Source organism: Anabaena sp. TISTR 8404 (assembly GCF_056847745.1).
In genome coordinates this window covers 3636630-3661418 of sequence record NZ_CP180578.1, presented here as the reverse complement: position 1 = coordinate 3661418, position 24789 = coordinate 3636630, and the positions used below count along the sequence as shown (strand labels likewise).

Below are 24789 nucleotides of genomic sequence, written 5' to 3'. Positions count from 1 at the left end.
CCTTTTTAATCATCAATGTATATCCCCGTCATCAAGGATAATACTACTGCCGTTTATCCTGTGACTAACAAGATTATGTTAGGAATCCCTTTCCATCCGTTATGCTGTGTTTGCTGCATTGTTCAGTTATAGAGATTTTTGTGTAGTTCAATTTCAGGGAAAAAACTCATGGCAAAACAGTTAAACCTTCTCTCAACGGGACAGGTAATTACAACAGCCCTGCACACCGAGATGCAACGGTCTTACCTAGAATATGCCATGAGTGTGATTGTTGGGCGAGCCTTACCAGATGTGCGTGATGGCTTAAAACCTGTGCATCGCCGCATTTTATATGCCATGCACGAACTAGGTTTAACACCCGATAGACCTTATCGTAAATGTGCGCGTGTTGTGGGGGATGTACTCGGTAAATATCACCCTCATGGTGATCAAGCTGTGTATGATGCTTTGGTCAGGCTAGTGCAGGACTTTTCCAGTCGTTATCCCTTACTCGCCGGACATGGCAACTTTGGTAGCGTTGATAATGACCCACCAGCAGCAATGCGCTACACCGAAACTCGTCTAGCATCCATTAGCCATGAAGGTATGCTGGCAGAAATCGGTGAAGAAACTGTGGAATTTATTGGGAACTTTGATAATTCCCAGCAAGAACCAACGGTATTACCTGCACAGTTACCCTTTTTGTTACTCAATGGTTGTGCGGGGATTGCAGTCGGTATGGCTACGAATATTCCGCCACACAATTTGGGGGAAATCGTTGATGGTTTAATTGCCTTAATTGACCAACCAGAGTTATCTGATGAAAAGTTATTAGAGTTAATTCCAGGGCCAGATTTTCCCACTGGTGGTGAAATTGTTGGCGATGCAGGTATTCGGGAAGCATACAGCACAGGCAAAGGTGGCATTGTATTGCGGGGCGTAGCTCAAATTGAAGAGATTGCTGGTAGTAGAGGCAGCAAGAAACGCACAGCAATTGTTGTCACAGAATTGCCTTATCAAGTGAATAAGGCTGGCTGGATTGAAAAAGTTGCTGAATTAGTCAATCAAAGTCGCTTGCAAGGAATTTCGGATATTCGAGATGAAAGCGATCGCGAAGGTATGCGGGTAGTAATTGAACTGAAACGCGATACTAACCCCCAAGAAGTACTGCAACATTTGTATCACCAAACCGCTTTGCAAACTAATTTCGGGGCAATTCTTCTGGCCTTGGTAGATGGGCAACCCCGACAATTAAGCTTGCGGCAATTGTTGCAAGAGTTTCTAAATTTCCGCGAAGCCACCCTCAACCGTCGCTATGGTTACGAGTTAGGTAAAGCAGAAAGTCGCTTGCACATAGTCGAAGGTTTGCTGAAAGCTTTATCTCAGGTAGATGATGTCATTAATATTTTGCGGCAAGCCGCTGATGGTAGCACAGCCAAAATTAATTTGAGTAACCAACTTAATTTGAGTGAGGCACAAGCAGATGCAATTTTAGCAATGCCTTTGCGTCGCTTGACTAGTTTAGAACAACAAAACTTGCAGCAAGAATTTGAGCAACTGACTGAACAAATTGCCCTCTTGCAAAACTTACTTAGCGATCGCCGCGAATTATTAAAGTCTTTGAAAAAAGATTTGCGATCGCTCAAGCGCAAGTATGGCGATCCACGACGTACTAAGTTAGCACCCAGTGTGAGCGAGGAATTGCCAAAAAGCAAAGCCGCAGAAGGTTCTAGAAGTCGCAAAACCGAAGAAATTGAAGAAATTTCCGCTGCCGAACAGCCTGCGGAAGAAGCAATTCTGGAGTTTACCCAGCGGGGTTATGTCCGCCGCCTTGCTACTTCTGGAAAGAAATCAAAAGTCGAAAACGGTCTACCAGACAATGATTTCCTCATCCAAACTGAATTGACCGATACAAACCAAGACTTACTTATTCTGACCAGTGGTGGCAAAGTTTATCCTGTGCGAGTCGGTGAAATTCCCTTAACTACTGGCCGTTCTCCACGAGGAACACCGTTGATTACCACACTCACCACTACAGCCCAAGGCAGTCAAGAACCTGTTGTCAGCCGCTTTTTATTACCAGCAGATTTAGATTCCAAGCAAATGATTCTCCTGACAAAACAAGGCAGAATTAAGCGCTTATCTTTGGCAGAATTTACTAACCTAACTCGTCGCGGAATTACAATTGTCAAACTCAAAGACGATGACGAATTGTTATTCACTCAGTCCAGCAGCACAGGAGAGCATTTAATTTTAGCTAGTTCTGGCGGACGTTTATTGCGGTTTGCGGTAAACGATGAACAATTGCCAATAATGGGTCGAACAGCGATGGGTTTACAAGCCTTCCGCCTGTTGAGAAACCAGCAAATGGTTGGCTGTGCAACTGTAGGCAAAGATGACCAATTACTCCTAGTTACTCAACAAGGATATGCTAAGCGTATGGCGGCGAGTCAATTAAGAGCTGCTAACCGAGGAGATTTAGGTACGCAAGCACTGAAATTTGCTAGTAAAACTGACAACTTAGTTAGTATGGTGAAGACTACTACTTCGGAAGTGGCGCTAGTAACAAATAAAGAGCGTGTAGTCCGGCTAACTGTAGATATAATACCAATCTTGAGTAGAGATACTACAGGTGAAAGCATCCTGCAACTGAATCGAGATGAAAAAATTATCGCTGTTGCTGAAGTACATTAGCGTAGATGCGTGCAAGCAAACAAAATTAGATGTTTGAGGTGTGTCTACCAAATAGTCTATGGGGGATGGAGGTAAGATTGGCTTATGCTCCGCAAAATATCAAATTTTTGGTTGCGACACATACATCCTCATCTAGCCCCCTTAATTGCCACAATTGGTATTTTTGGGCTGGCTAGTTGTCTGCTTATACTTTTTGTTTTAGCACAGCTTTTTGAAGAAGTTTTAGAGCAAGAAGCTTTTGCATTTGATACAAATTTTTTGTTGTGGCTGCATCAGTTTGCTAACCCCAGTCTAGACAATGTGATGCTAACAATAACGAACTTGGGTAATCCGAGTGTGGTGGTTGTTGTTGTAGTTGTTAGTTTAACCGTACTCTGGTGGCGGCGTTACTTTCAAGAAGCAAAAATATTTGCGATCGCTTGTTTGGGAGCTTTTATTCTGAATACAGGATTGAAGTTGTTGTTCACTAAACCTCGTCCCAAACTTTGGACTCAGTTGATTTCTGAAACATCTTTTAGTTTTCCCAGTGGTCATGCACTAGGTTCTTTAGTGCTATACGGGTTACTGGCTTACTTGTTGGCAACTCACTATCCTAGATTTTCTAAATTTATCTACAGTGTGGCAGTTATTGCGATCGCTGCTATTGGTATCAGTCGTCTATATTTAGGAGTGCATTGGCCTACAGATGTCATTGCAGGTTATGGAGTCGGATTTCTCTGGCTGATGATGTGCATCGCAATGTTAAAACTGCAAAATCTCAGACAAAATTAGTGTTAATTTTTCTATTAATTTCTAACTTTAGTAATAAAACTTTGAATAAAAGTTACATTTTTTAAAGATACTTGTTATATTAATTTACATAAGGTAACAAGCCCAAGTAAATCCTGTTTGGAGTATCAACGATGACTAACACAACCACAAAAATCTCTGCTCCCGTAGTTGAAGATCGCAACGCTTGGCGCTGGGGTTTTACTCCTCAAGCAGAAATTTGGAATGGTCGTTTGGCAATGATTGGCTTTTTAGCTGCTGCATTGATTGAACTATTCTCTGGTCAAGGCTTCCTGCATTTCTGGGGCATTCTTTAAGATTTAAGTAATGTAAATTTTCTAAAAATATGAAAAATAAAAACCTGGTAGCAATTAACTACCAGGTTGTTTATTTTCTTAGTCAAAAGTGATTAGTCAATTGTCAAGAGTATGAGGACTTCAGGCGCATTGCTATTGACTATTGACCCTTGGAATTGAGATTTTAAACGTTGGATTTTTTTGAATTAGAGAATTTATCAATCTAAAATCCAAAATTGGTTGACTAACGAATATATTCTTTGAGGACGCTATTACGGTTGGGATGGCGTAATTTGCGGAGGGCTTTGGCTTCAATTTGACGAATGCGTTCGCGGGTAACATTGAAGATTTGGCCAATTTCCTCAAGAGTTTTCATCCGACCGTCATCTAAGCCGTAACGAAGTCTTAGAACATCACGTTCGCGGGGGCTGAGGCTATCGAGGACTTTTTCTAAATCTTCACGCAACAGATTTTTAGAAACCTGATCTTCTGGGGTCTCACCATCGGATTCAATAAAATCGCCCAATCGAGAATCTTCTTCTTTACCAATGGGCGTTTCTAATGAGATGGGTAGCTGGGCAGATTTAGCAATAAACCGCAGTTTCTCAATGGTCATTTCCATGCGAGTAGCGATTTCTTCCTCAGTGGGTTTACGCCCCATTTCTTGAGAAAGTAGCTTGGTAGTTTTCTTGATCCGTGAGATAGTTTCGTAAAGGTGAACCGGTAAGCGGATAGTACGAGACTGATCTGCGATCGCTCTGGTGATGGCCTGACGAATCCACCATGTAGCGTAGGTGGAGAATTTATAGCCTTTTTCGTGGTCAAACTTCTCAGCCGCACGAATCAAACCAAGACTACCTTCTTGAATTAAGTCTTGGAAGGACAAACCACGATTCATGTATTTTTTGGCAATTGAAACTACCAGTCGTAGGTTCGATTGCACCATTTTATCTTTTGCCCTACGGCCAACATGCAAGCGATAGCGAAAAGCGGGTAACGGTAATTGCACTGCTTCTGCCCATTCGCTATCACGAGGAGCGCGATCTAACTGTTCTGAAAGTCTTTCCCGTATTCTTTCTAATTCCAGTAAATCAGCGATTTTCCGTGCTAATTCGATTTCTTCGTCAGCCCGCAACAAGCGAATTCGTCCTATTTCTTGCAAGTAAAGACGAATTGAATCTTCGGTGTAGTGCTTTTTCTTGCTTTGTGTGCGACGACGCGATTTAGCGGCTTTTCCAGACTTTGCGTCGTCCTCATCAGACTGAGGCTCTAAAAATTCATCCATTTCGCCATCATCTACGAGTAGCAAGTCATCCTCTTCTTCAATTAAGAGGTCTTCTAACTCCTCGAAATCAGGCTGATTTATTATTTCTAGGTCAGGCTGATAATTGCTTTCGAGTACGTTGTTAGCCTGGTTCATGCCGCGTTCCTCATGCTCCTTGCAGAATCAATTACTTCAATTACTCAAGATGTATTTAGCGCTCTTTTTATGAGGGCTAGTGAACAACCGAAAATCGGTTTTTAGGCTGTTTTCCCTGAAACTTTTTCGGCAGTTTTACTCCATATTGGAGGAGTTTTTTATTGAAGTGTGAAAAGTCGCATTTAATGCTGACTTACTCACTTTAGTAATAGTCGCGTGTTGCTGTCGCACACAACTTTTAACTTGTTTGTTTAAAACAGGGCTTGTCTTGATCGAAAATCTACCACTGCATATAGACTATTATGACTCTTGGCATATTTTCTTACAAAGACTGTTCCGATTGTAGCCTGTTTCACAGAAATTGCACTCTTTTTGTGTGTTAATCATGAAGTCATTAAGTAAGTTAAAGCCACTATTATCAAAAAGATATTGAAAACGGTAGGTATCCCCTTAAATTTTTTTTAAACCTTTTTGGAATCACAGTGGACTTATCTTTACATTCAAAGGAAATTCATCTCACCTTTACACAATTTTAGGTATTAACTAAAACATTAATTACCTAGAAACAGCGTGTTTTATATTAACTTAGGCGAGAAGTATTTAGGTGCATATTTTTACATTTCCTTTATAAATGACTCATGCCAAACAGTTATATAGGAAGACCCACAGGGTAGATCAGTAAGAGTGATACTGCTTCTCTGATAACACTTAACTGTAGTTTATGCCAACCGCCTTAACTGCGGAGTTGAGGCTGTGGCAAAATCTGGCAGATGGCATTCAATTGGGTTTTAACTGATTTGGTCTTATTCACACATTAGCGCACAGATGAGATTTCAACCCTATGAATCTTGACAAACTGTTCCTATTGTATACAAAGATATTTTAATCAATTTATAAAGAATTTGACAGTTGATAATTTAGATATTTATTTGCTGAGGGCAAAAGTTTATTAGATACAGACAAAATGACCATTTCGACTAAGACAAGATGACAGATGTTTGTATGTTTGCCTTGAACGAATTTCTACCATTACCAACCAATCATTTGAACATCAAAAAGTTAAAGTGTTGGTTGAGAATGTATTAGTTAATCCTTGCTACGTACGAATACGTTAAATATAATACTTATTTTTGCAGAAAATTATTGCTTTGTGTAATCTTCACCATCCTAAAATACTTAACCAACTTTTTAGGTAGACAAGATTAGGTACTCGCACCTCAAGGATAACAAATGCTCTTGCAGCTTGGCGAAAACTAGAATACGTAACTGTATGGATTGGGGCTTTTCAACTCATTGGAAATGCTGACCCAAGAGAAATTCATGGTTAAACCTTATATATAGCAATGACTTGACAACGTAAGCTTTTTATGCGTTTTTGTAGAAAGAAAAAATTAATAAGTTTAGTAATTAATACTTATGTATTTTAACAAACAACTCTCAGATAAGGGAAATGCTCATAAAAAATTTTCTTGATTTTTAGGCAAATAGCGACTAGAAATTGGAACCTAGAGTCTAGAAAAGAAAAAAGGTAATGAGCGATCGCCCATTACCCACCATTACTGCACATCAGGATAGTTGATATTTGCTGGATATTATATATCTAGTTCGGCAAGATTGAGTTTAGAACCGTAGGTTTCGATAAATTCGCGTCTGGGTGCGACGCGATCGCCCATTAAAATTGTGAAAATGCGATCAGCTTCAGCAGCATCTTCTATTTCTACTTGTTTGAGGGTGCGAGTTTCTGGGTTCATTGTGGTTGTCCAGAGTTGTTCTGGCATCATTTCACCCAAACCTTTGAAACGTTGGATGGTGTAGTTGGCATTAGCGGGGAACTTAGCGATGACTTCTTGCAGTTCTCTATCGCTATAGCAATACTCGTGATTTCTGCCGCGTTCTACTTTATATAAAGGAGGACAAGCAATATAAATGAAACCTTGTTCAATGAGCGATCGCTGATATCTATAAAAGAAGGTTAACAGTAATGTGCGGATGTGCGCTCCGTCTACGTCAGCGTCTGTCATGATGATTATGCGGTGATAGCGCAGCTGGCTGGCATCGAATTCTTCACCTTTTACCCCTAAACCCAAGGCGGTAATTAACGCCTGAATTTCGTTATTTTTGTAGATTTTGGAATCGTCAGTTTTTTCGATGTTCAGGATTTTACCACGTAGAGGGAGGATAGCTTGAGTGCGGCGATCGCGTCCTTGTTTGGCGCTACCACCCGCTGAGTCACCTTCTACAATGTAAATTTCGGATTCGCTGGGATCGCGAGAACTACAATCTGCTAATTTCCCAGGTAAAGGAGAGGATTCTAGTACAGATTTGCGTCTGACTAATTCCCGTGCGTGACGTGCAGCTTCAGCGGCTTTGAATGCTTGGATGGCTTTATCGAGAATTGAATCAGCGATACCAGGATGAAATTCCAGATATTCAGTTAAAACCTCTCCCACGAGAGAATCAACAATTCCCCGCACCTCAGTATTACCGAGTTTGGTTTTGGTTTGTCCTTCAAATTCGGGATCAGGAACTTTGACCGAGATTACTGCTGTTAAACCTTCGCGGACGTGTTCACCACTGAGGTTCGGTTCATTTTCTTTGATTTTATTCCGTTTACGAGCGATCGCATTTAATGTCCGAGTCAGCACCGCCTTTAAACCTTCCAAGTGCGTCCCACCATCAACAGTGCGGATATTATTCGCAAAACCCAACACATTATCTGTGTAAGCATCTGTACACCACTGCAACGCAACTTCTATTTGCACATTGCTGCGTTCTCCCTGCACATAAATAATTTCTTCATGCAGTGGTTGCTTTTCACGGTTCATGTAAGCGATATATTCTTTGATCCCACCCTTGTATTCATAAGTTTCGACCTTGGGTGTATCGCTTTTGAGGAGTTCTAAACGGTTGTCTGTGAAAGTAATTTTCACCCCTGCATTCAGATAAGCCAATTCTCGCAAACGGCCTGCTAGGGTGATGTAATCAAACTCTGTACCAGTCGTAAATATTTGAGCATCTGGCTTGAAACTAACAGAAGTTCCAGTTCTAGCTTCTTTATAAGATTTAACTACCAGTTCAGTAACTGGAACACCTCTTTCATAGCGTTGGGTGTGAACCTTTTTATCCCGCCAAACTGTAACTTCGACAATTTCTGATAAAGCATTAACTACAGAAATCCCAACCCCGTGCAATCCTCCAGAAACTTTGTAGCCGCCACCGCCAAATTTACCGCCAGCGTGCAGCACGGTTAACACTGTTTCTAAAGCCGACTTTCCTGTGCGTGAGTGAGTATCAGTAGGAATACCCCGACCATCATCTGTTACCGTCACGGAACCATCAGCGTTAAGATCGATCTCTATATGAGTACAGTAACCTGCTAAGGCTTCATCAATAGAGTTATCTACCACCTCATAAACTAAATGGTGGAGTCCTCGCGGCCCGGTAGAACCAATGTACATCCCCGGTCGTTTGCGGACGGCTTCCAGACCTTCCAGAACTTGAATCTGATCGGCACTGTAACTGCTCGTCATGAAAATTCTCCTGATGCGTGGGGTTGAAATCGCCCAAAGGCTAAAAAAGCAAAAACACACCAAAATTCTAACACAAAAGCCTTACTGGCGACTGTAGGGCAATTTTGTGAGAAGTTTATCTAGGGGATGTATCCCCATAAGTTTTCCCGATAGATCATTTAATTTTTTCTGAAATCACTTTTTTCAACGCTGAGGGGTGCAGAGTATTGCCAAAGATTACTTTGTTTAACCTCAATACAAATACTTCCTTGAGAGGTTAACACGGTTCTCATTGATTGAGAATATAGTACAAAAATACTATTAATAAATGTTAACACAAAAATATTAGGGAAGCTGAACTATTGACTATTGACCAATGACAATTGACCATTAATCAATGACTAAATTAATTGTTATTTGTGGGGCGACTGCAACAGGTAAGTCTGGTTTAGCTTTAAGTTTAGCTACAAGGTTAGGTTCTGTAATTCTGAGTGCAGATTCCCGTCAAGTTTACCGTGAGTTTAATATTGGCACAGCTAAACCAACGTTAGCGGAACAAAAATTAGTGCCACATTACTTAATAGATATATGCGAACCAACAGAAACAATGACGGTAGCAGACTATCAACAGCAAGCGCAAGCTTTGATTGCGTCTGTTGCTGTTGAGCCAATTTTATTAGTAGGTGGAACTGGTTTATATATTCGTTCAATAGTTCAAGGGATGAAAATTCCTAGAGTTGCGCCTAATTATGAATTGCGATCGCAGTTAGAATCTCTCGGTCAAAATCAACTTTATAGTATGTTGCAACAAGTTGATCCCGCCGCTGCACAAAAGATTCATCCGAACGATCCCGTGCGGACTTTACGAGCATTAGAGGTATTTTACATAACTGGAATGCCGATATCTGAACAACAAGGCGAAAACCCGCCAAATTATCCAATTTTGCAGATTGGCTTAGATTGTGATGTTGAAAAATTAGACGCACGGATTCACAAGCGAACTGAACAAATGATTGCAGATGGTTTAGTCGCTGAGGTGGAATATTTGTGTCAAAAATATGGTGCTGATTTATCGTTATTAAACACCTTGGGATATCAAGAAATCAAGCAATATTTGGCTGGTGAGATTACTTTAAATGAAGCGAAGGAATTAATAGTTTTACATACAAGACAATTCGCCAAGCGACAACGCACATGGTTTAGAGCATATCCCCAAATTGAGTGGTTTAATGCAGATGATGCTGATTTGATAGATAAGGTTTGGCAGCGAGTAACCCAGTTTATTAACTAAAAATTTGCCCCAGTCACAGTAGTTTTGAGTTAGGAAGTTCTGCTAGTATTGCTTTGCTTTTTTAATGAAATGCAAGCGATCGCAACAATATGAATCAAGAAAGCGATCGCTTAATAGGATAAACATCTTATTGCTGCTGTTGCAACCAAGCTATTAAATCAGCTTCCGAGGTGAAATCTAGTAAAGCTTCTGCTAAATCCTCTAACTGAGTTAAAGATAATCCCCGCAGTTGTTCTTGTAATTGGGGAGTAATTGTACCAATGCGTCTTGTTAAGAGACGCTGAATTATTTTCAACTCTCCTTGTTGCAGCCCTTGTTGTATCCCTTCCTCCATCCAACTGGTGACGATTTGCATAACTACCTCTTGTTGAGTTGGTTCAAATTGGGCAATTTCCGCCTGGAATATTTCATTTTCTTGGGCATTTAGCCGTAGATAGCTGTCAATAAACCCAGAAATTAACTGCATCCTCGCTGGATCTAACTGCAATGTAGCTAATAGGCGCAGACACTCAGATTTTACTCTGGGGCGGTCTTGCGGCGCTATGCTCATTTTAGCCATCAGCGCACTAGTCACAGGATTTTGCTGCTGTAAATACTCTCGCCAATTCAGGCGATTTAACTGAATGAGATCATAGTTGAATTGCAAGACTACTTTATTGGGAAATGCGACTTGATGAAAATCTTGTTCGACTTTTTTGGGGCGATCATAAGAAAATAAGGCAATAGGATAAACTGGCAAGCCGTATTTCTCATACAATCTGGCAAAGTAGCGATACATCCGTAAATCAAATGCTTCTTGATAATAAGCTTGATGTTCTAGATGTACTAAGAAAAACGATTCTTGCTCTCTAAATTTTGCTTTTACTACTATGTCAGTTTCATATTTTTCGCCAGCCGTAACATCGGTAAAAACTTCTTTATCAAGGAAGGTAATGGTGTCTCTTTCCAGATAAGCGGTAATTTCTGGAAAGAATAACTCAATGAATTCCCAGAAGAAGGTGGTGAGTAATTCTTTGAACAGGCGATCGTGGTCTATCATGATTAGATTTATACCATGTTAGTGATGAGAGATCGCTTTTCCTAACGAACCACAGAGGTTCAGAGAACACAGAGGAAAATAAGTTAGTTCATCACTTTTTAAAAGCAAAGGAACACGGAGGTAGCGCAGAGGGATGCAGAGTATTTCTAATGTTAAGATTTAGCTGCGATCGCTCTACCAATATTATGAAAATATTCATTTGGTAAAGCTCTGGGAAATTTAGCCATTACAAATATAGTTTGACTATTTCTACATATCCAGTAACATTCTGAAGACTGTGAAAACTCAATATCCGTTATTTTTTCAGTGATTTGTCTCCAATAATATTCAAATCCTAAACCGTAAAAAACAACTGCATTAGGTTTATATTCCTGTATTCTTTCACTGATATGATTAATTCGTGCCTTACAACAATGGTTTTCATAAGTTTGTCTATCACATAAATAAGGCAGGCGAGAATGTTTACCATATATCCAATCATTACGAGATGGTGATGGTAAAGGAAATAATTCTAATAGACAAGTTTCTTTCTCTTTTCTACCTAATTCATTTATTTGATATTTGCGAACATCTTCTATATCAATATTCTCTTTTCCTTTAGCGCTTAATACAATACGAATTATTGCTCTCCATACTGGTACATCTAATTTTGCACCTTCATGGAAAAGCTTTGGATATCCGATAGCTATATGATATTCTGCAATATCTTCTATTGCATTTTCTCCTCTTGCTGACCATTGCTTTATTCTGTTGTCAATTTCATTAAAGCCTCCTCCTGCTTCCTCCATTCCAATAAACCAATAATTACCCTTATAATTACCATATCCATAAAATTTATTAATTCTTTTTTCTAGAAGCTCATCATCAAACCAATTTTGATTATTCATATCTATGAACTTTTACCTAAAGATTTAAACATTAGCAAGTCAAAAATAATTGATAATAAAAAGATTGTCCAGTCAAAAATTTTAATCCTTTGCGTCTTTGCGCCAAACAAAATAAAAAACTTGCCTCAGAAGCATCACACCTCCAAGGCAAGTTAACTAAATTAATTATTCTTCTTTCCCTAAAGTTGCTTCACTTCTGAAACTAACTTTGCCACCATATCTTTCGCGCTACCAAACAACATTGTGGTTTTATCTTTGTAGAACAATTCATTATCTACACCAGCAAAACCTGCACTCATCCCGCGCTTAATGACAATGGTATGTTTTGCCCGATCTACTTCCAAAATTGGCATACCGTAAATGGGGCTATTAGCATCACTTCGTGCGGCTGGATTTACTACATCATTTGCCCCAATTACTAAAGCTACATCCGCTTGTTCAAACTGAGGATTGATATCTTCCATGTCATACAACTGGGTGTAAGGCACATTCGCCTCTGCCAACAATACGTTCATGTGTCCTGGCATTCTCCCGGCTACAGGGTGAATGGCATACTTCACATCAACACCCATACGTTCTAATTGGTCTGCCAATTCCCTTACGCTGTGTTGCGCTTGGGCAACTGCCATACCGTAACCAGGAACAATCACGACGTTTCGGGCATAACCCAACATCATCGCACCTTCTTCGGGATCAATACTGCGGACGGTTTGATCTGTTGTACCAGCCGCAGCTGCACCAGTAGCACCACCACCTGAACCAAAAGCGCTGAACAGCACACTGAACAGAGAACGGTTCATCGCTTTACACATAATCTCGGTGAGGATGATACCGGAAGCACCGACCAATGCACCAGCGATGATTAACATATTGTTCATCACCACAAACCCAGCGGCGGATGCTGCTACACCCGACAAGGAGTTCAACAGCGAAATTACAACAGGCATATCGCCGCCACCAATAGGGATGACGAACATTACACCTAATATTAAGGAAACGACCGTCACTGCTAAGAATATCGGTAGGCTATCTGGTGTGACAATTAAGTAGGCACTACCTGCTATGTAAGCACCTAGAAGCAACAAGTTAAATGGTTGCTGGAAGGGAAATGTAATGGGGGAACCGCTAATTAAACCTTGCAATTTGGCAAAGGCGAGAAAACTACCTGTGAAGGTAACACCACCAATTAACACATCCAACAACATGGAAATGTTGACATCTAAAGGGATGGGTTGGGAGTGTTCTAGTAAACGCCAAAATTCTGCGACAGCGACTAGGGCGGAAGCTGCACCGCCTAAGCCGTTCAGTAAACCCACCATTTGGGGCATTTCGGTCATTTGGACTTTGTAGGCTGCGATCGCACCAATGGCTGAACCAATAGCCAAGCCTAACAAAATCATTTCATAATTCAGCACATGCTGATCCAGCATCGTCGCCACAATTGCCAGCAGCATCCCCACTGCCGCAATCACATTGCCATTCCGGGCTGTAGCGGGTGAACCCAGCTTTTTCAAACCAAAAATAAATAAGGATGCAGCGACTAAGTACGTCAGCTGAATTCCAGTTGGTAAAAAGTCGCTCACGCCTTAATCTCCTTTTTCTTGAACATTTGCAGCATTCTGTCGGTAACGAGGAAACCACCCACGACGTTGACTGTGGCGAGTACCACTGCAATCAAACCAAGAATTACCGAAACACTTGTCTCTCTTGCACCAGCAGCTACTATCGCCCCCAGTACCGCAATGCCAGAAATCGCATTTGAGCCGGACATTAAGGGCGTATGTAGAGTTGGTGGAACTTTGTTAATTACTTCAAAGCCGATAAAAGATGCCAAAACAAATACAAACAAAGCAGCAAGTAATGCTTCTGTCATGAAATACTCCTTTTATTTAGGGGCTAGAGGCTAGAGCCAAGAAAAACTTCGGCATTCCCTACTCTCTACTCCCCATTCCCTAATTAACAGCGGGTTGTTGAGTGTTGATAGCTTGTAATGCTTCTTTGACACGTTGATTGCGGATTTCGCCTGCGTGGGTAATGCAAGCTGCATCAACGATGTCGTCAGCAAAGTTAATCTGCAAAGCTTTTTCTTTGTTAATTAAAAGTTGCAGCAAAGATGTCAGGTTCTTGGAATAAAGTTGGCTGGCGTGAACTGGCATAGATGAAGGGAGATTAATCGGGCCAATAATTGTTACGCCATTCCAGACAATATCTTTACCGGGATCGGTGCAAGCACAGTTACCGCCTTGTTCTGCGGCTAAATCGACGATAACTGAACCTGGTTTCATCTGTGCCACCATTTCTTCTGTAACTAGCAGTGGGGCTTTTCTCCCAGGTACTTGAGCCGTAGTAATTACTACATCAGCATTTTTAACGTGTTCCGCTAAAACTTCTTGAGTACGCTGTTTGCTGGCTTCCGAGATTTCTTTGGCGTAACCTCCAGCTGCTGTGGTTTCTTCTTCAAGTTTGACTTCGACGAATTTTGCCCCTAAGCTTTGGACTTCTTCTTTAACGGCGGGACGAATATCAAATGCTTCTACAACTGCACCCAAACGTCTGGCGGTGGCGATCGCTTGTAGTCCGGCAACACCTGCACCCATAATAAATACTTTAGCTGGGGCAATTGTACCGGCAGCAGTTGTCAGCATCGGGAAATATTTTGGTAATGCAGCTGCGGCAATTAATACAGATTTATAGCCTGCTAAGGAAGCTTGTGAAGACAAAGCATCCATACTTTGCGCCCTGGTAGTGCGGGGGATCAATTCCATGCTCAAAGCTGTAACTTTACGGTTGGCTAACTGTTGCGCTACTACCGGATTTCCTAAAGGATTGAGAAAGCTAATTAAAACAGATCCTTCTCGCAATAAATCAATTTCTGAGCGTCCATCTTCTCGCTCTTGTGGTGGACTAACTTTTAATAAAATATCTGCTTCGTTCCATAATTGAGCAGTATCTGTGATAATTTGAGCGCCTGCTGCTTCATAGGCAGAATCACTAAAAAAGGAACGCTCTCCTGCACCTTTTTCTACCCATACTTCTAAACCTTGTTTGACTAACCGGGCAACAGTATCAGGATTTAATGCCACACGACGTTCACAAACTTCTATTTCTTTAGCAACTGCTATTCTCATGAAATCTCCTAGAGATAAATACTTACATCTCTGCAAAATCTGTAATTGTCCCTGTTTAGGGATGTTTTGTCCTCATAGTGAAGCTGCAATTCTTGCCAGCGATCGCTTTAATTTGTAGATTGAACCTTGAACTTTATCTTTCCGACTTTGAGTTTTCAAGCTAAAGCCTGATTTCACCTTTGGTACAGGTCATACTTCCTGATAGTGACCCATAGGTTTGCATATTGCTAATGCTATGTTGATTCCCAAGTTTACATCTTTAGTCTTTAGCTTGTTTTCCAGATTGAAAAATTTTGCCTTACTTACATAGGAAACTATTCGGAAAAGTTTTAAAGCTTAATAATTTGATGGATTTTTAAAGATTACTCTTTCTTTACTACTGACTTATTTTTATAAATCTAGCTCAATATTTCTAGCGATCGCTAATTGTATAGCTCAATTTTTATAACAAAGTTCTCAAAATTTAGATACACTCGTACATATTTGGCAACATACTCATAATTTTTAATATTCCTGAACTCTGAGTTTTGAGTAATATATTCTTCCCCTGTCTCCCAGCATCCTACCTATGGCACTTTTTATTTTCGGTAATCGTCCATTGTCAAGAATTCAGTAGTAAAGTTTAGTTACGAATACTAAACTTGGGTGTTTACATAAAAGCTATATCTGCTAGAGGAGCCTAACTATGCAACGTTTATTTTTTGGCAATTGGATTCGACGCAAGCCGCAACTAGCAATTCTTTCGGCTTTAGCTGTAACTAGCTGTTTAGTGACTGGTGGATTGACAACTCAAGTCTTTGCACAAAGCTTACCTGGATTAACCTTATTTAGCGGGGTAAAAGCAGAAAATCAACTGCCGTTTCGGTTAGATTTTGGGGGACAAACTAACGGTATAGATAGATATATCCTGAAAATTCCCCAACAAAAAATGAAATTGGCAGTGGCTCAGTTTGCCATCACCTATCCCAATTACTATAAAGGAAGTTTTGATCCCAAGAAAATAGAGGTAAGAGTCAAAGGTAAAAAAGTCCCTCTTTCCGAAGTGAAATGGGATAAAGAAGGTCGGATCATCGAAATATTTCCCCAAGAACCAGTCCCAGCAGGTAGCAGAGTTGAATTAGTGTTATCTAACGTGCAGAACCCTTCTTTCGGTGGTGTTTACTATTTCAACTGTCAAGTTCTCTCACCTGGAGATACCCCACTACTGCGTTATATCGGTTCTTGGATTTTGAGTATCACCTAAGTCAATAGTCAATTGTCAATGGTCAATGGTTTTGGACTATAGGTTTTTGACTCTTGACCAAAGGCAATGGTAAGATTATAGATTGTGACTTTTTATAAGAATCGCCTTAGAGGACAACAGTATGAAAAGAACCTTGGGCGGCACATGCCGTAAGAGAAAAAGAACCTCCGGTTTTCGTGCCAGAATGAGGACTCCAGATGGCAGAAACGTGATCAGAGCTAGGAGAAAAAGAGGACGTTATCGTCTGAGCGTTTAGAGCATTTTCAGCAACTAGAGGGGCTGTGGCTTTGCCCAAGGCGAATCGACTAAAATCTCGCAAAGATTTTCAGGCAGTTTTCCGAGAAGGAATTCGGCGGCAAAGTTCTCATTTCACATTGAGAGCGCTAAAACCGCGAGATTCTCAAGAACCTTCTTGGGATACTGCCATTGCAACTCAACTAACAACGGATGCAAAAAAAGTTGTTAGTACACAAATTGGTATATCGATTAGCACGAAAGTCAGTAAAAAGGCTGTAGTGCGTAACCGAATTAAACGTCAGATGGCAGCAGCGTTGCATCAGTTGTTGCCGAAATTATCTCCAGGATGGCGGTTGGTATTTGTGGTGAAACCAACAGCAGCAGAATCTAAGTGCGGAAGCCAACAATTTCTGCAAGAATTAGAGCAGTTGTTGGCACAAGCTGAGGTATTAAATGGGCATTCGTGAAGAAGTTTACTATGAAGGCGGGCCTCACATTGGGGACTTAATTCTCAACTTGCTAATTGGACTGTCAGTTGTCGGTCTTCCCTTAACAATTGGGGCGATTGTCAGAGCATTGTGGTTGCGCTATCGAATTACAGACCGCCGAATTTCTGTAACTGGTGGTTGGATGGGGCGCGATCGCACTGACATCATTTACTCAGAAATAGTTAACATCGTCAAAGTTCCCCGTGGCATCGGCATTTGGGGAGATATGGTAGTTACCCTCAGAAATGGCAGTCGTTTAGAAATGCGGGCAATTCCCAAGTTTCGTGAAGTATATGACTACATCACTGAAAGAATTACTGCTAAGAACCCCACATACACTGGTGCTAAATAAAAGATAGGGAGTAGGGAGTAGGGAATAGGAAACAGGGAAAGGAATAATTGCTTTGTATAAAATAAAAAATTCTAAATTCCCCATTTATCAAATACTACCTATACCTCCCTACTCACCACTCCCCACTCCCCACTCCCAATTTCCGATCTGGTGCGGCTATCCGTAGCGAGAGATAGTCGCAGCCGAACCACGATTTAGATAAATTAGATTCAGTTAAATTTACAGTACCTCAGGTTGAATTCAGAATAATGGATTTTGGTATCGGCTTCCTCTCAAACAACGTAATGTTGCCAATCATAGACTTTTTCTATAGCATTTTACCGAGCTATGGATTGGCGATCGTTGCCTTGACATTGATAGTCCGCTTTGCGCTTTATCCCCTGAGTGCTGGTTCAATCCGCAATATGCGGCGGATGCGAATTGTGCAGCCTCTAATGCAAAAGCGGATGGCAGAAATCAAAGAGCGTTATAAGGACGACCCGCAAAAGCAGCAAGAAGAAATGATGAACGTCCAAAAGGAGTTCGGCAACCCCTTGGCAGGATGTTTACCATTACTGTTGCAAATGCCTGTATTGTTAGCTTTGTTTGCCACTTTACGGGGATCACCGTTTGCAGGCGTAAATTACTCTGTCAACCTGCAAATCTTGCCATCTGAACAAATCGAAAGAATTCAACCACAAGCCTTTGCTACTGCCCCACAAAACATTTATGTCGCTGATGGGGAACACCATAAAGTAACTGCTATCCTCCCTGGCGGTAACAAACTAGCAGTGGGAGAAAAAACCAAAATACAATATCAGACTTTAGAAGGGAAACCTTTTGATGTCTTATTAGCAGAACACCCAGAAACCAAGCTAACTCCAGAATGGAAAATCATCAAAGGTGAAGAACGAATCAAAATCGATGCCCAAGGTAATATTGAAGCCTTGCAACCTGGAGATGTGACACTCCAAGGCACAATTCCAGGACTAGCCGCAGACAAAGGATTTTTGTTCATTGATGCCTTGGGTAGAGTTGGCGCAATTGATCCCGATGGTACAATCCACTGGGATATTGTGGCGATGGTAATCTTTTTTGGTATCAGTCTCTACGTTAGCCAAATTCTTTCTGGGCAGAACTCCAGTGGTGGGAACCCACAACAGGATACAGTCAACAAAATTACCCCAGTCATCTTTTCTGGGATGTTTTTGTTCTTCCCCTTACCTGCTGGGGTGCTGATGTACATGGTGATTGGGAATATTTTCCAAACTCTGCAAACTTATATTCTCTCTCGTGAACCCTTACCAGAGGAACTACAAAAAATTGTAGCCATCCAAGAGAAAGAAGCAGCAGTAGCAGAACAAAAGTCATTACCTTTTGAACCAAAAAGTTCTAAGAAAAAGACTACAGGTTGATAGATGAGTAACAGTTCCATGCAGCGAGGTCAGCAGTGGTTAAAATCACTGCTAGAACTCACTGGGGTATCTGCTGAGATTCGGGGGAACTTAGAAGTAGCCCAAACTCAATATGATGATTCCCCAGAACCAGATAATTACTGGTTGACAATTGACGAAACCAACTTAACACCCACACAAATTCAAGTTCTCATCGGTGCTGATGGTTCTGTGCTGGATGCAATTCAGTATCTCGCTAATTCTGTCCTTAATCTGAACCAACCACAGGAAGAACAAGCATCCTATACCATTGAGTTAAATGGTTATCGGGTGAAAAGACAAGCCGAAATTCGCGCTCTAGCTGAAGCAGCAGCTGACGAAGTGCGAACCTTGGGCAGAGAAGTGGAAATAAAATCCCTCAGTTCAGCTGAACGACGGCAAATCCACACCTTCTTGAAGGAATTTTCTGATTTGGAAACCTTCAGTCGGGGCAAAGAACCACATCGCCATTTGGTTGTTCGTCCGGCTGATGAATTATGAAAGCTCACCCAGTCAACAATTTCGACTGTTCTCAGAGCTAAAATAAAAATGTAGTATCAGCAGAATTGCTGAAGGGTAACATAACTTTTCGTGAGGATATCTCACAAATCCTATGGACGCAATTTTTATTCCGCAGCTAACTAAAGCCCCGGAGCGGACAGAGGAAATTCAGGTTCAAGAGTTTCTGCCTGGGCTAGAAACGTTGACACCAGTTCGGGGTCGTGTGCGTGTGCAGCATCACGGCAATTACCTGGAAGTTTCCGGTCAGGCAGAAACTATTATTACTTGTACGTGTAACCGCTGTTTGCAGCAGTATAATCATCGTTTAGCGCTGAATACCAAAGAAATTATTTGGTTGGATGAGGCAGCTAATCAGGCACAAGACTTGCCTCTAGAACGAGAAGTAGCTATGGAAGACTTGGTGGAAACCATTTCACCTAATGGATATTTTTACCCCAGTGAATGGCTATATGAGCAGATGTGCTTAGAAATGCCTCAGCGACAGTTGTGTGATTTGAATTGTCCAGGTATTTTAAGCAGTGTTGATGAGAGTTATGAGAAGACTGGTGATAGCCGCTGGTCTGGCTTAGAAGCTTTGAAAAAGCAACTTCCTGGATAGTCGGTAATGTGTTTCACAGATATGTGAACTCAAAAATTGTTATGGCTGGTTTTACTACCATTGAAGCCAAGCAACAAGGAAGGAATGCAAATTGGCACAATGACGTATATTTCCCTAAAAAGCCTCTCCTTTGAAGATTTTCTCTCCCAATATCGAGACAATCCTCGTTATGAATTGGCAGACGGAGAACTGTTTGACATGGAACCGACTGGCCCGCACGAAACGGTAAGTGGCAAGCTGGCAACCCAAATTGGTATTTACTTGGTTACAGAAAAACTCCCCTGGTTTATTCCTCGCACTTGTTTAATTTACCCCTTGGCAGATGCTGCTACTACAGTTCGTCGTCCTGATGTTGTGGTTCTTGATGAAACTGTTATTGACCGTGAACCCTTGTGGGAGCGAGAACCCGTAATTACTCTGGGGAGATCGATTAAATTAGTGGTGGAAGTCGTTAGTACTAATTGGGAAACTGACTTGCACGCAAGGTTGAGGAATATGCTCTCTTAGGCATTCCTGAATATTGGATTGTGGATTATCGAGGATTGGGTGGAATAGCATTTATTGGTAAACCAAAACAACCTACCTTTACCGTTTGCCAACTAGTTGAAGATACCTATATTCAAAAACAGTACCGACTAAACCAATCTATTGAGTCGCCGCTTTTGCCTCGTTTCCAGCTGCGTTTAGATGATGTCCTTCCTCGTTAAGTTTTGCGATCGCATCTAAGATGAAAAAGTTAAGCGATCGCACTCTACAAAAGAATTTTGATTAAAAAGCCTTGATTAAGTTATACATAAGTTTGTTGCACTGATCTCTAACTATTGTTAGAGTGACAAACTTTAAGTCTCAAATATTATTGGTTAACAGAATTTCTGTAAAAATAAACTCTCCTCAATCAAGGAGTATAAGTATACTTAATGATTTATTTCATTTTTTGTTCTGAAGTCAGTCAAAACAAAAAAGCCTGTTTACGAAAATTTTTCTGGACAAAATAGGCTACTTTCAGCGTCAGCAAACGTTCTGGCCTGTTCTACTAAAGATGTTGCTTGATTCTAGATAATTTATGCTTGAAAATCTCCAGACTTTATTAAAACTTGGCGAAATGGCAACATGCTCATTTCGAGTTTCGTTATTCTCTGGGTTGAGTCTAGAGATAGTTAGGTAAAAAGTTAACTTAGTGTCTCAGAACACTGTTTGTATCAAAATTTTCTGCGAATCTATTAACATCTTGGAACTCAGCATCTCATCTCTGCAAGCTTTTCTACCAAACTCCATATATTTATTTAGGAGGCTTCAACATTTATTACTCAACACTTAGGTTGCATTAATCTGAGACTCAACGATACTCTAAATTAATTAGTCAAATAAAGGCGTAAAGAACATTAAAGGGTATTCAAGCTTTTGCCCATCATAGGTTAGGCTACACATAGCTAGTCAACACGATATCCGTAGCTTTTCTGTGGTTGACTGGTACCAAATGTGGGTTACTCTTAAAGCGGATCGCTGTAAGCTATCATCTTTAATGACAGAAGTATATGAAGAAATAATAATTTTTACGTTTCTGTCGGAAAGATTAGACTTGCAAACTGAATAGTTTGATACGGCAAACTTAACAGTTATCTCATACCCTAAGCTAGGTAGTTAATTAACTACTGCAAATATATCCGGGAATTGTAATGAATAGTTTACAATACCAGTGGGTAAGAAAATCTAAAAAAAATATAAAAGTGATTAAAATGACTGTGGTGTCTGGAGGACAAACGTGTTTCTGAGACTAGCGCATCAACATCGGCAATTCGTTCAAGACTTGGTAATGAACCTACAAGCGTTGGCAATTGTACTAGAACGACGGGGTTATCCTGCGTCTTGTTATACCTGTGGCGACCAAATGAATAGTGCTTCTTTTATGGTGAGCCTGGGAAATAACCATCTAATTCGATTTTTGGTATCGGACTATGGCATTACTTGGACAGAAATGCGGGATGACCGCGAATTAATGAAGTTAGAAGGAGCAGAAGCAATTAACCAGTTACAAGAACTGGCAAACCTTGTGAAGCAATCTGCACCAGCTTACGTGGGTGGTAAGACCTTAGCTAAAAAGAGTTAGGGATTCTTGTATCTGATGGTTTTTTTGAAAAAAAACTCTTATTTGAGAGTAAATCGCGCATTTACGATAGTTCACTGGTAATTGGTAATTGGTAATTGTGGCAGGGTTTTTATCCCCCATTACCTATTCACCATTACCTACAAGATTGGTTAATGGCTAGAACAAATAGACTGAAGTATCAAGTCTGAAGTCTGAAATAAGAAAAAGATTGCGAATTTAGCCAGCGAGAAATATTAGGGCTGCGTCACTGTTCTGTGTGACATTTAAAATTATTGAATTTTTGGTTGCTGCATCTGCGATGTGAGTATTAGGCAACTAACATATATTTTGGCAGGTAGTAATTAAATTATGCCATGCGATCGCGGGATGATTTTGGCGGTCTTATGGCGTAGATGTCTCATTTTTGTGATATTCCAGAGTTGGAAAACCATAATCGTTCACAAACTGGAAGATGTCTGAATCACAACCAAACCCAGCACTACCACCAACCGATGCCATTGAAATTACAGATAGTCGTGCTTTTGAGAGTTGGTTTGAATATCCTATCAGAGTGCAGCCCCATCATACTGACTATGGTGGTATTGTCTGGCATGGTACTTATCTAACTTGGATGGAAGAAGCACGGGTAGAGTGTTTACGCTCTATCGGGATTGAATTTGCTGATTTAGTGGCATTAGGCTGTGATTTACCAGTAGTAGAACTTTCAGTACGCTATCACCGTTCAATTCAGTTAGGTATGCAAGCTGTAGTTAAAACTCGGATGAACGAAGTGACTGGCGTGCGGATTAACTGGGATTATGCAATTGTCTCCGTTGATGGAACGCAATTATATGTCACAGCTAAAGTGACTTTAGTCGCATTAGACCGGGAGAGAGGTAAGATTATGCGTCAGCTACCCGTAAGTGTTAAGGATGCGCTGGCGAAGATTTCTGATTTACATAGTAATTAATTAATAATTTAGCAATCAGAATTCAGGAGTTACAGCAGGAAACAAGCTTGAAAGTCTTGATTTACATGGCTTTTTGGTGAAAAGTTGTACCTCATTCACCTGCAATCTGCTGTAAAATTTTGCTCCTGAACTCTGATTACTTGCTCAGGCGAATCTGCGACAGAGTTTGGGCAAACTGAATTATTTGATGCCAAATATCTTGTGGTGTAATACCAAAACCCACTTGTAGTAAAATAATAATTGCGGCAATAGTTAGGGCATTGCTCACGGTTGTTTTGACAATTTTCCACAAGATTGTGAAGACGATCCAAGCAATAATTAAAGTAGGAATCATAAATATCAATTCCTGAACATTGTTTTTGATTAAAAAATCCTAATTGTTATGCACTTAAAATTTTCATGAGAGAACTTTTGCACCCAAGTAATTGCAGTGAATTTTTGAGGATTTTTAACAGTTTTTCGTAAAATCAGTCTTGTGATTTTACTCTAAAAATACAGATAAATTTCAGTAGATGGAAAATATTTTAGAGAAAATTAAGAAAGTAGTTTTTATTAATTTATAAAAATATTAAAAACTCAATTAAAGATTATATTAAGTTGGTGAGGGTGGTGCTTTAAAATCACCATCCTCGTAAGTTTTGGAATGCTATCTGAGTTTTTAGTGCAGAGAAATCATCTGCGGGGAATTTGCTAAATTTTTAGTTGCGGTTAAAACTTTTTGTCTTGCCCATTGATCTGCTGCCAAAATGTCATCTAAAGAAGGATTCGCACAGTTATCATTTTGATGGCGATCGCATACCCATTCAATACACCGAGGAATATCTAAAAAGCGAATTTTTTCTGCTAAAAATAAAGCGACAGCTTGCTCATTAGCTGCATTCAACACAGCTGGCATTGAGCCACCTGCTTGACCTGCGGCATAAGCTAACTGCATACAAGGATACTTTTGATGATCTGGCTCACGGAAGGTGAAACTGCCAGCTTTGACTAAATCGAGTCGTTCCCAGTCAGTATAAATGCGATCAGGCCAAGATAAAGCATATAACAAGGGTAAACGCATATCCGGCCAGCCAAGTTGGGCTAATACAGAGGTGTCTTGCAACTCAATTAATGAGTGAATAATGCTTTGAGGATGGATGACAATTTCGATATCTTTGTAATCTAAGCCAAAGAGAAAGTGCGCTTCAATTACTTCCAATCCTTTATTCATCAAAGTAGCCGAGTCTACCGTGATTTTTTTACCCATCGACCAGTTAGGATGTTTGAGAGCATCAGCTACTGTAACTTCGGGTAACTTTTCTACAGGCCAATCACGGAAAGCACCACCGGAGGCTGTAAGTAAAATCTTCCGCAAGCCGCCTTTAGGAACGCCTTGAAGGCACTGAAATATCGCTGAATGCTCAGAATCAGCAGGTAATAGTTTTACCTTATGTTTTTCAACTAATGGCAGAACTACAGGGCCGCCAGCAATCAAAGTTTCTTTGTTGGCGAGGGCAATATCTTTACCCGCTTCAATGGCGGCGATAGTTGGTAGTAACCCAGCACAACCAACAATACCTGTAACAACAGTTTCGGCATCGCCATAACGGGCAACTTCAATCACTCCGGCTGCGCCAGCGAGCAGAATAGGTTGGGGATAGAGGTCTTGAATGGCTGCTTGCAGGGCTGGTAATTTATCTTCAGCTGCGATCGCTGCTATACTCGGTCGAAACTGCCGAATTTGATCCGCCAACATCTCCACATTATTACCTGCTGCCAATCCCACAATCCGAAATTGATCTGGGTACTGGGCGACAATATCTAGAGTCTGAGTACCGATTGAGCCAGTGGAACCAAGAAGAGTAATAGCTTTCACAATTGCTTAAGAATT

22 protein-coding genes and 1 pseudogene are annotated in these 24789 nt (G+C 40.7%); 14 read left to right on the top strand and 9 right to left on the bottom strand.

Going from position 1 to position 24789, the window contains the following annotated elements:
* Positions 1-168 precede the first annotated feature (168 nt).
* The 3 genes from gyrA to ACMX3D_RS15750 all read left to right on the top strand — a co-directional run bounded on the left by gyrA (position 169) and on the right by ACMX3D_RS15750 (position 3758).
* Positions 169-2673 carry a DNA gyrase subunit A gene (gene gyrA / locus ACMX3D_RS15760; RefSeq protein WP_482746839.1) on the top strand — a complete coding sequence of 835 codons (2505 nt, stop codon included), beginning with the start codon at positions 169-171 and terminating at the stop codon, positions 2671-2673.
* Between the two features lie 84 nt (positions 2674-2757).
* Positions 2758-3444, top strand: coding sequence for a phosphatase PAP2 family protein (locus ACMX3D_RS15755; RefSeq protein WP_482746838.1), 687 nt, complete (start codon positions 2758-2760; stop codon positions 3442-3444).
* 131 nt (positions 3445-3575) lie between these two features.
* Positions 3576-3758 (top strand): high light inducible protein, encoded by a 183-nt coding sequence (locus ACMX3D_RS15750; RefSeq protein WP_482746837.1) that lies wholly within the window; start codon positions 3576-3578, stop codon positions 3756-3758.
* Positions 3759-3981: 223 nt separating this feature from the next.
* Here ACMX3D_RS15750 and rpoD read toward each other — a convergent pair whose 3' ends face one another.
* Positions 3982-5157, bottom strand: coding sequence for an RNA polymerase sigma factor RpoD (gene rpoD, locus ACMX3D_RS15745; protein ID WP_482746836.1), 1176 nt, complete (start codon positions 5155-5157; stop codon positions 3982-3984).
* Positions 5158-6749: 1592 nt separating this feature from the next.
* Entirely contained in the window at positions 6750-8687 is a 1938-nt protein-coding gene (gene gyrB, locus ACMX3D_RS15740) for a DNA topoisomerase (ATP-hydrolyzing) subunit B (protein WP_482746835.1), read from the bottom strand.
* Between the two features lie 376 nt (positions 8688-9063).
* Here gyrB and miaA point away from each other — a divergent pair, with 376 nt between their 5' ends.
* Positions 9064-9957: a tRNA (adenosine(37)-N6)-dimethylallyltransferase MiaA gene (miaA, locus tag ACMX3D_RS15735; protein WP_482746834.1), complete on the top strand. Its 894-nt coding sequence runs from the start codon at positions 9064-9066 to the stop codon at positions 9955-9957.
* A 127-nt stretch (positions 9958-10084) separates the two neighbouring features.
* Here the strand turns inward: miaA and ACMX3D_RS15730 are convergent, their stop codons facing one another.
* The 5 genes from ACMX3D_RS15730 to ACMX3D_RS15710 form a co-directional block, all read right to left on the bottom strand.
* On the bottom strand, positions 10085-10996 hold the full coding sequence (locus ACMX3D_RS15730) for an Rpn family recombination-promoting nuclease/putative transposase (RefSeq protein ID WP_482746833.1): 912 nt from the start codon (positions 10994-10996) through the stop codon (positions 10085-10087).
* 152 nt (positions 10997-11148) lie between these two features.
* Positions 11149-11883, bottom strand: a complete 735-nt coding sequence (locus ACMX3D_RS15725; protein WP_482746832.1) for a hypothetical protein — start codon at positions 11881-11883, stop codon at positions 11149-11151.
* Positions 11884-12062: 179 nt separating this feature from the next.
* Positions 12063-13466: an NAD(P)(+) transhydrogenase (Re/Si-specific) subunit beta gene (locus tag ACMX3D_RS15720; RefSeq protein ID WP_482746831.1), complete on the bottom strand. Its 1404-nt coding sequence runs from the start codon at positions 13464-13466 to the stop codon at positions 12063-12065.
* Positions 13463-13756: an NAD(P) transhydrogenase subunit alpha part 2 gene (locus tag ACMX3D_RS15715; RefSeq protein WP_096558236.1), complete on the bottom strand. Its 294-nt coding sequence runs from the start codon at positions 13754-13756 to the stop codon at positions 13463-13465. Before ACMX3D_RS15715 ends, ACMX3D_RS15720 begins: the two co-directional genes overlap by 4 nt.
* Positions 13757-13835: 79 nt before the next feature.
* Complete coding sequence (locus tag ACMX3D_RS15710; protein ID WP_482746830.1) at positions 13836-15011, bottom strand: Re/Si-specific NAD(P)(+) transhydrogenase subunit alpha; 1176 nt, start codon at positions 15009-15011, stop codon at positions 13836-13838.
* 685 nt (positions 15012-15696) lie between these two features.
* Between ACMX3D_RS15710 and ACMX3D_RS15705 the strand changes: the two genes are divergently transcribed.
* The 10 genes and pseudogenes from ACMX3D_RS15705 to ACMX3D_RS15660 all read left to right on the top strand — a co-directional run bounded on the left by ACMX3D_RS15705 (position 15697) and on the right by ACMX3D_RS15660 (position 22919).
* A complete protein-coding gene (locus tag ACMX3D_RS15705; protein WP_482746829.1) occupies positions 15697-16254 on the top strand; it encodes a DUF2808 domain-containing protein in 558 nt (185 codons plus the stop codon).
* A 121-nt stretch (positions 16255-16375) separates the two neighbouring features.
* Complete coding sequence (gene rpmH / locus ACMX3D_RS15700) at positions 16376-16510, top strand: 50S ribosomal protein L34 (protein WP_193883728.1); 135 nt, start codon at positions 16376-16378, stop codon at positions 16508-16510.
* A 25-nt stretch (positions 16511-16535) separates the two neighbouring features.
* Positions 16536-16958, top strand: coding sequence for a ribonuclease P protein component (rnpA, locus tag ACMX3D_RS15695; RefSeq protein ID WP_482746828.1), 423 nt, complete (start codon positions 16536-16538; stop codon positions 16956-16958).
* Entirely contained in the window at positions 16945-17331 is a 387-nt protein-coding gene (locus ACMX3D_RS15690) for a PH domain-containing protein (protein ID WP_482746827.1), read from the top strand. Before rnpA ends, ACMX3D_RS15690 begins: the two co-directional genes overlap by 14 nt.
* Positions 17332-17579: 248 nt before the next feature.
* A complete protein-coding gene (yidC, locus tag ACMX3D_RS15685; protein ID WP_482746826.1) occupies positions 17580-18725 on the top strand; it encodes a membrane protein insertase YidC in 1146 nt (381 codons plus the stop codon).
* A 3-nt stretch (positions 18726-18728) separates the two neighbouring features.
* A complete protein-coding gene (locus ACMX3D_RS15680) occupies positions 18729-19244 on the top strand; it encodes a Jag family protein (RefSeq protein WP_482746825.1) in 516 nt (171 codons plus the stop codon).
* A 112-nt stretch (positions 19245-19356) separates the two neighbouring features.
* Positions 19357-19863, top strand: a complete 507-nt coding sequence (locus tag ACMX3D_RS15675; RefSeq protein WP_482746824.1) for a YceD family protein — start codon at positions 19357-19359, stop codon at positions 19861-19863.
* Positions 19864-19962: 99 nt separating this feature from the next.
* Positions 19963-20570 (top strand): annotated as a pseudogene (locus ACMX3D_RS15670) (Uma2 family endonuclease).
* Between the two features lie 1055 nt (positions 20571-21625).
* Entirely contained in the window at positions 21626-21970 is a 345-nt protein-coding gene (locus tag ACMX3D_RS15665) for a DUF1815 family protein (RefSeq protein ID WP_482746823.1), read from the top strand.
* Positions 21971-22421: 451 nt separating this feature from the next.
* Entirely contained in the window at positions 22422-22919 is a 498-nt protein-coding gene (locus ACMX3D_RS15660) for an acyl-CoA thioesterase (RefSeq protein ID WP_482746822.1), read from the top strand.
* A 136-nt stretch (positions 22920-23055) separates the two neighbouring features.
* Here the strand turns inward: ACMX3D_RS15660 and ACMX3D_RS15655 are convergent, their stop codons facing one another.
* Positions 23056-23253, bottom strand: coding sequence for a hypothetical protein (locus ACMX3D_RS15655; RefSeq protein ID WP_482746821.1), 198 nt, complete (start codon positions 23251-23253; stop codon positions 23056-23058).
* A 324-nt stretch (positions 23254-23577) separates the two neighbouring features.
* On the bottom strand, positions 23578-24774 hold the full coding sequence (gene dxr / locus ACMX3D_RS15650) for a 1-deoxy-D-xylulose-5-phosphate reductoisomerase (RefSeq protein ID WP_482746820.1): 1197 nt from the start codon (positions 24772-24774) through the stop codon (positions 23578-23580).
* Positions 24775-24789 lie beyond the last annotated feature (15 nt).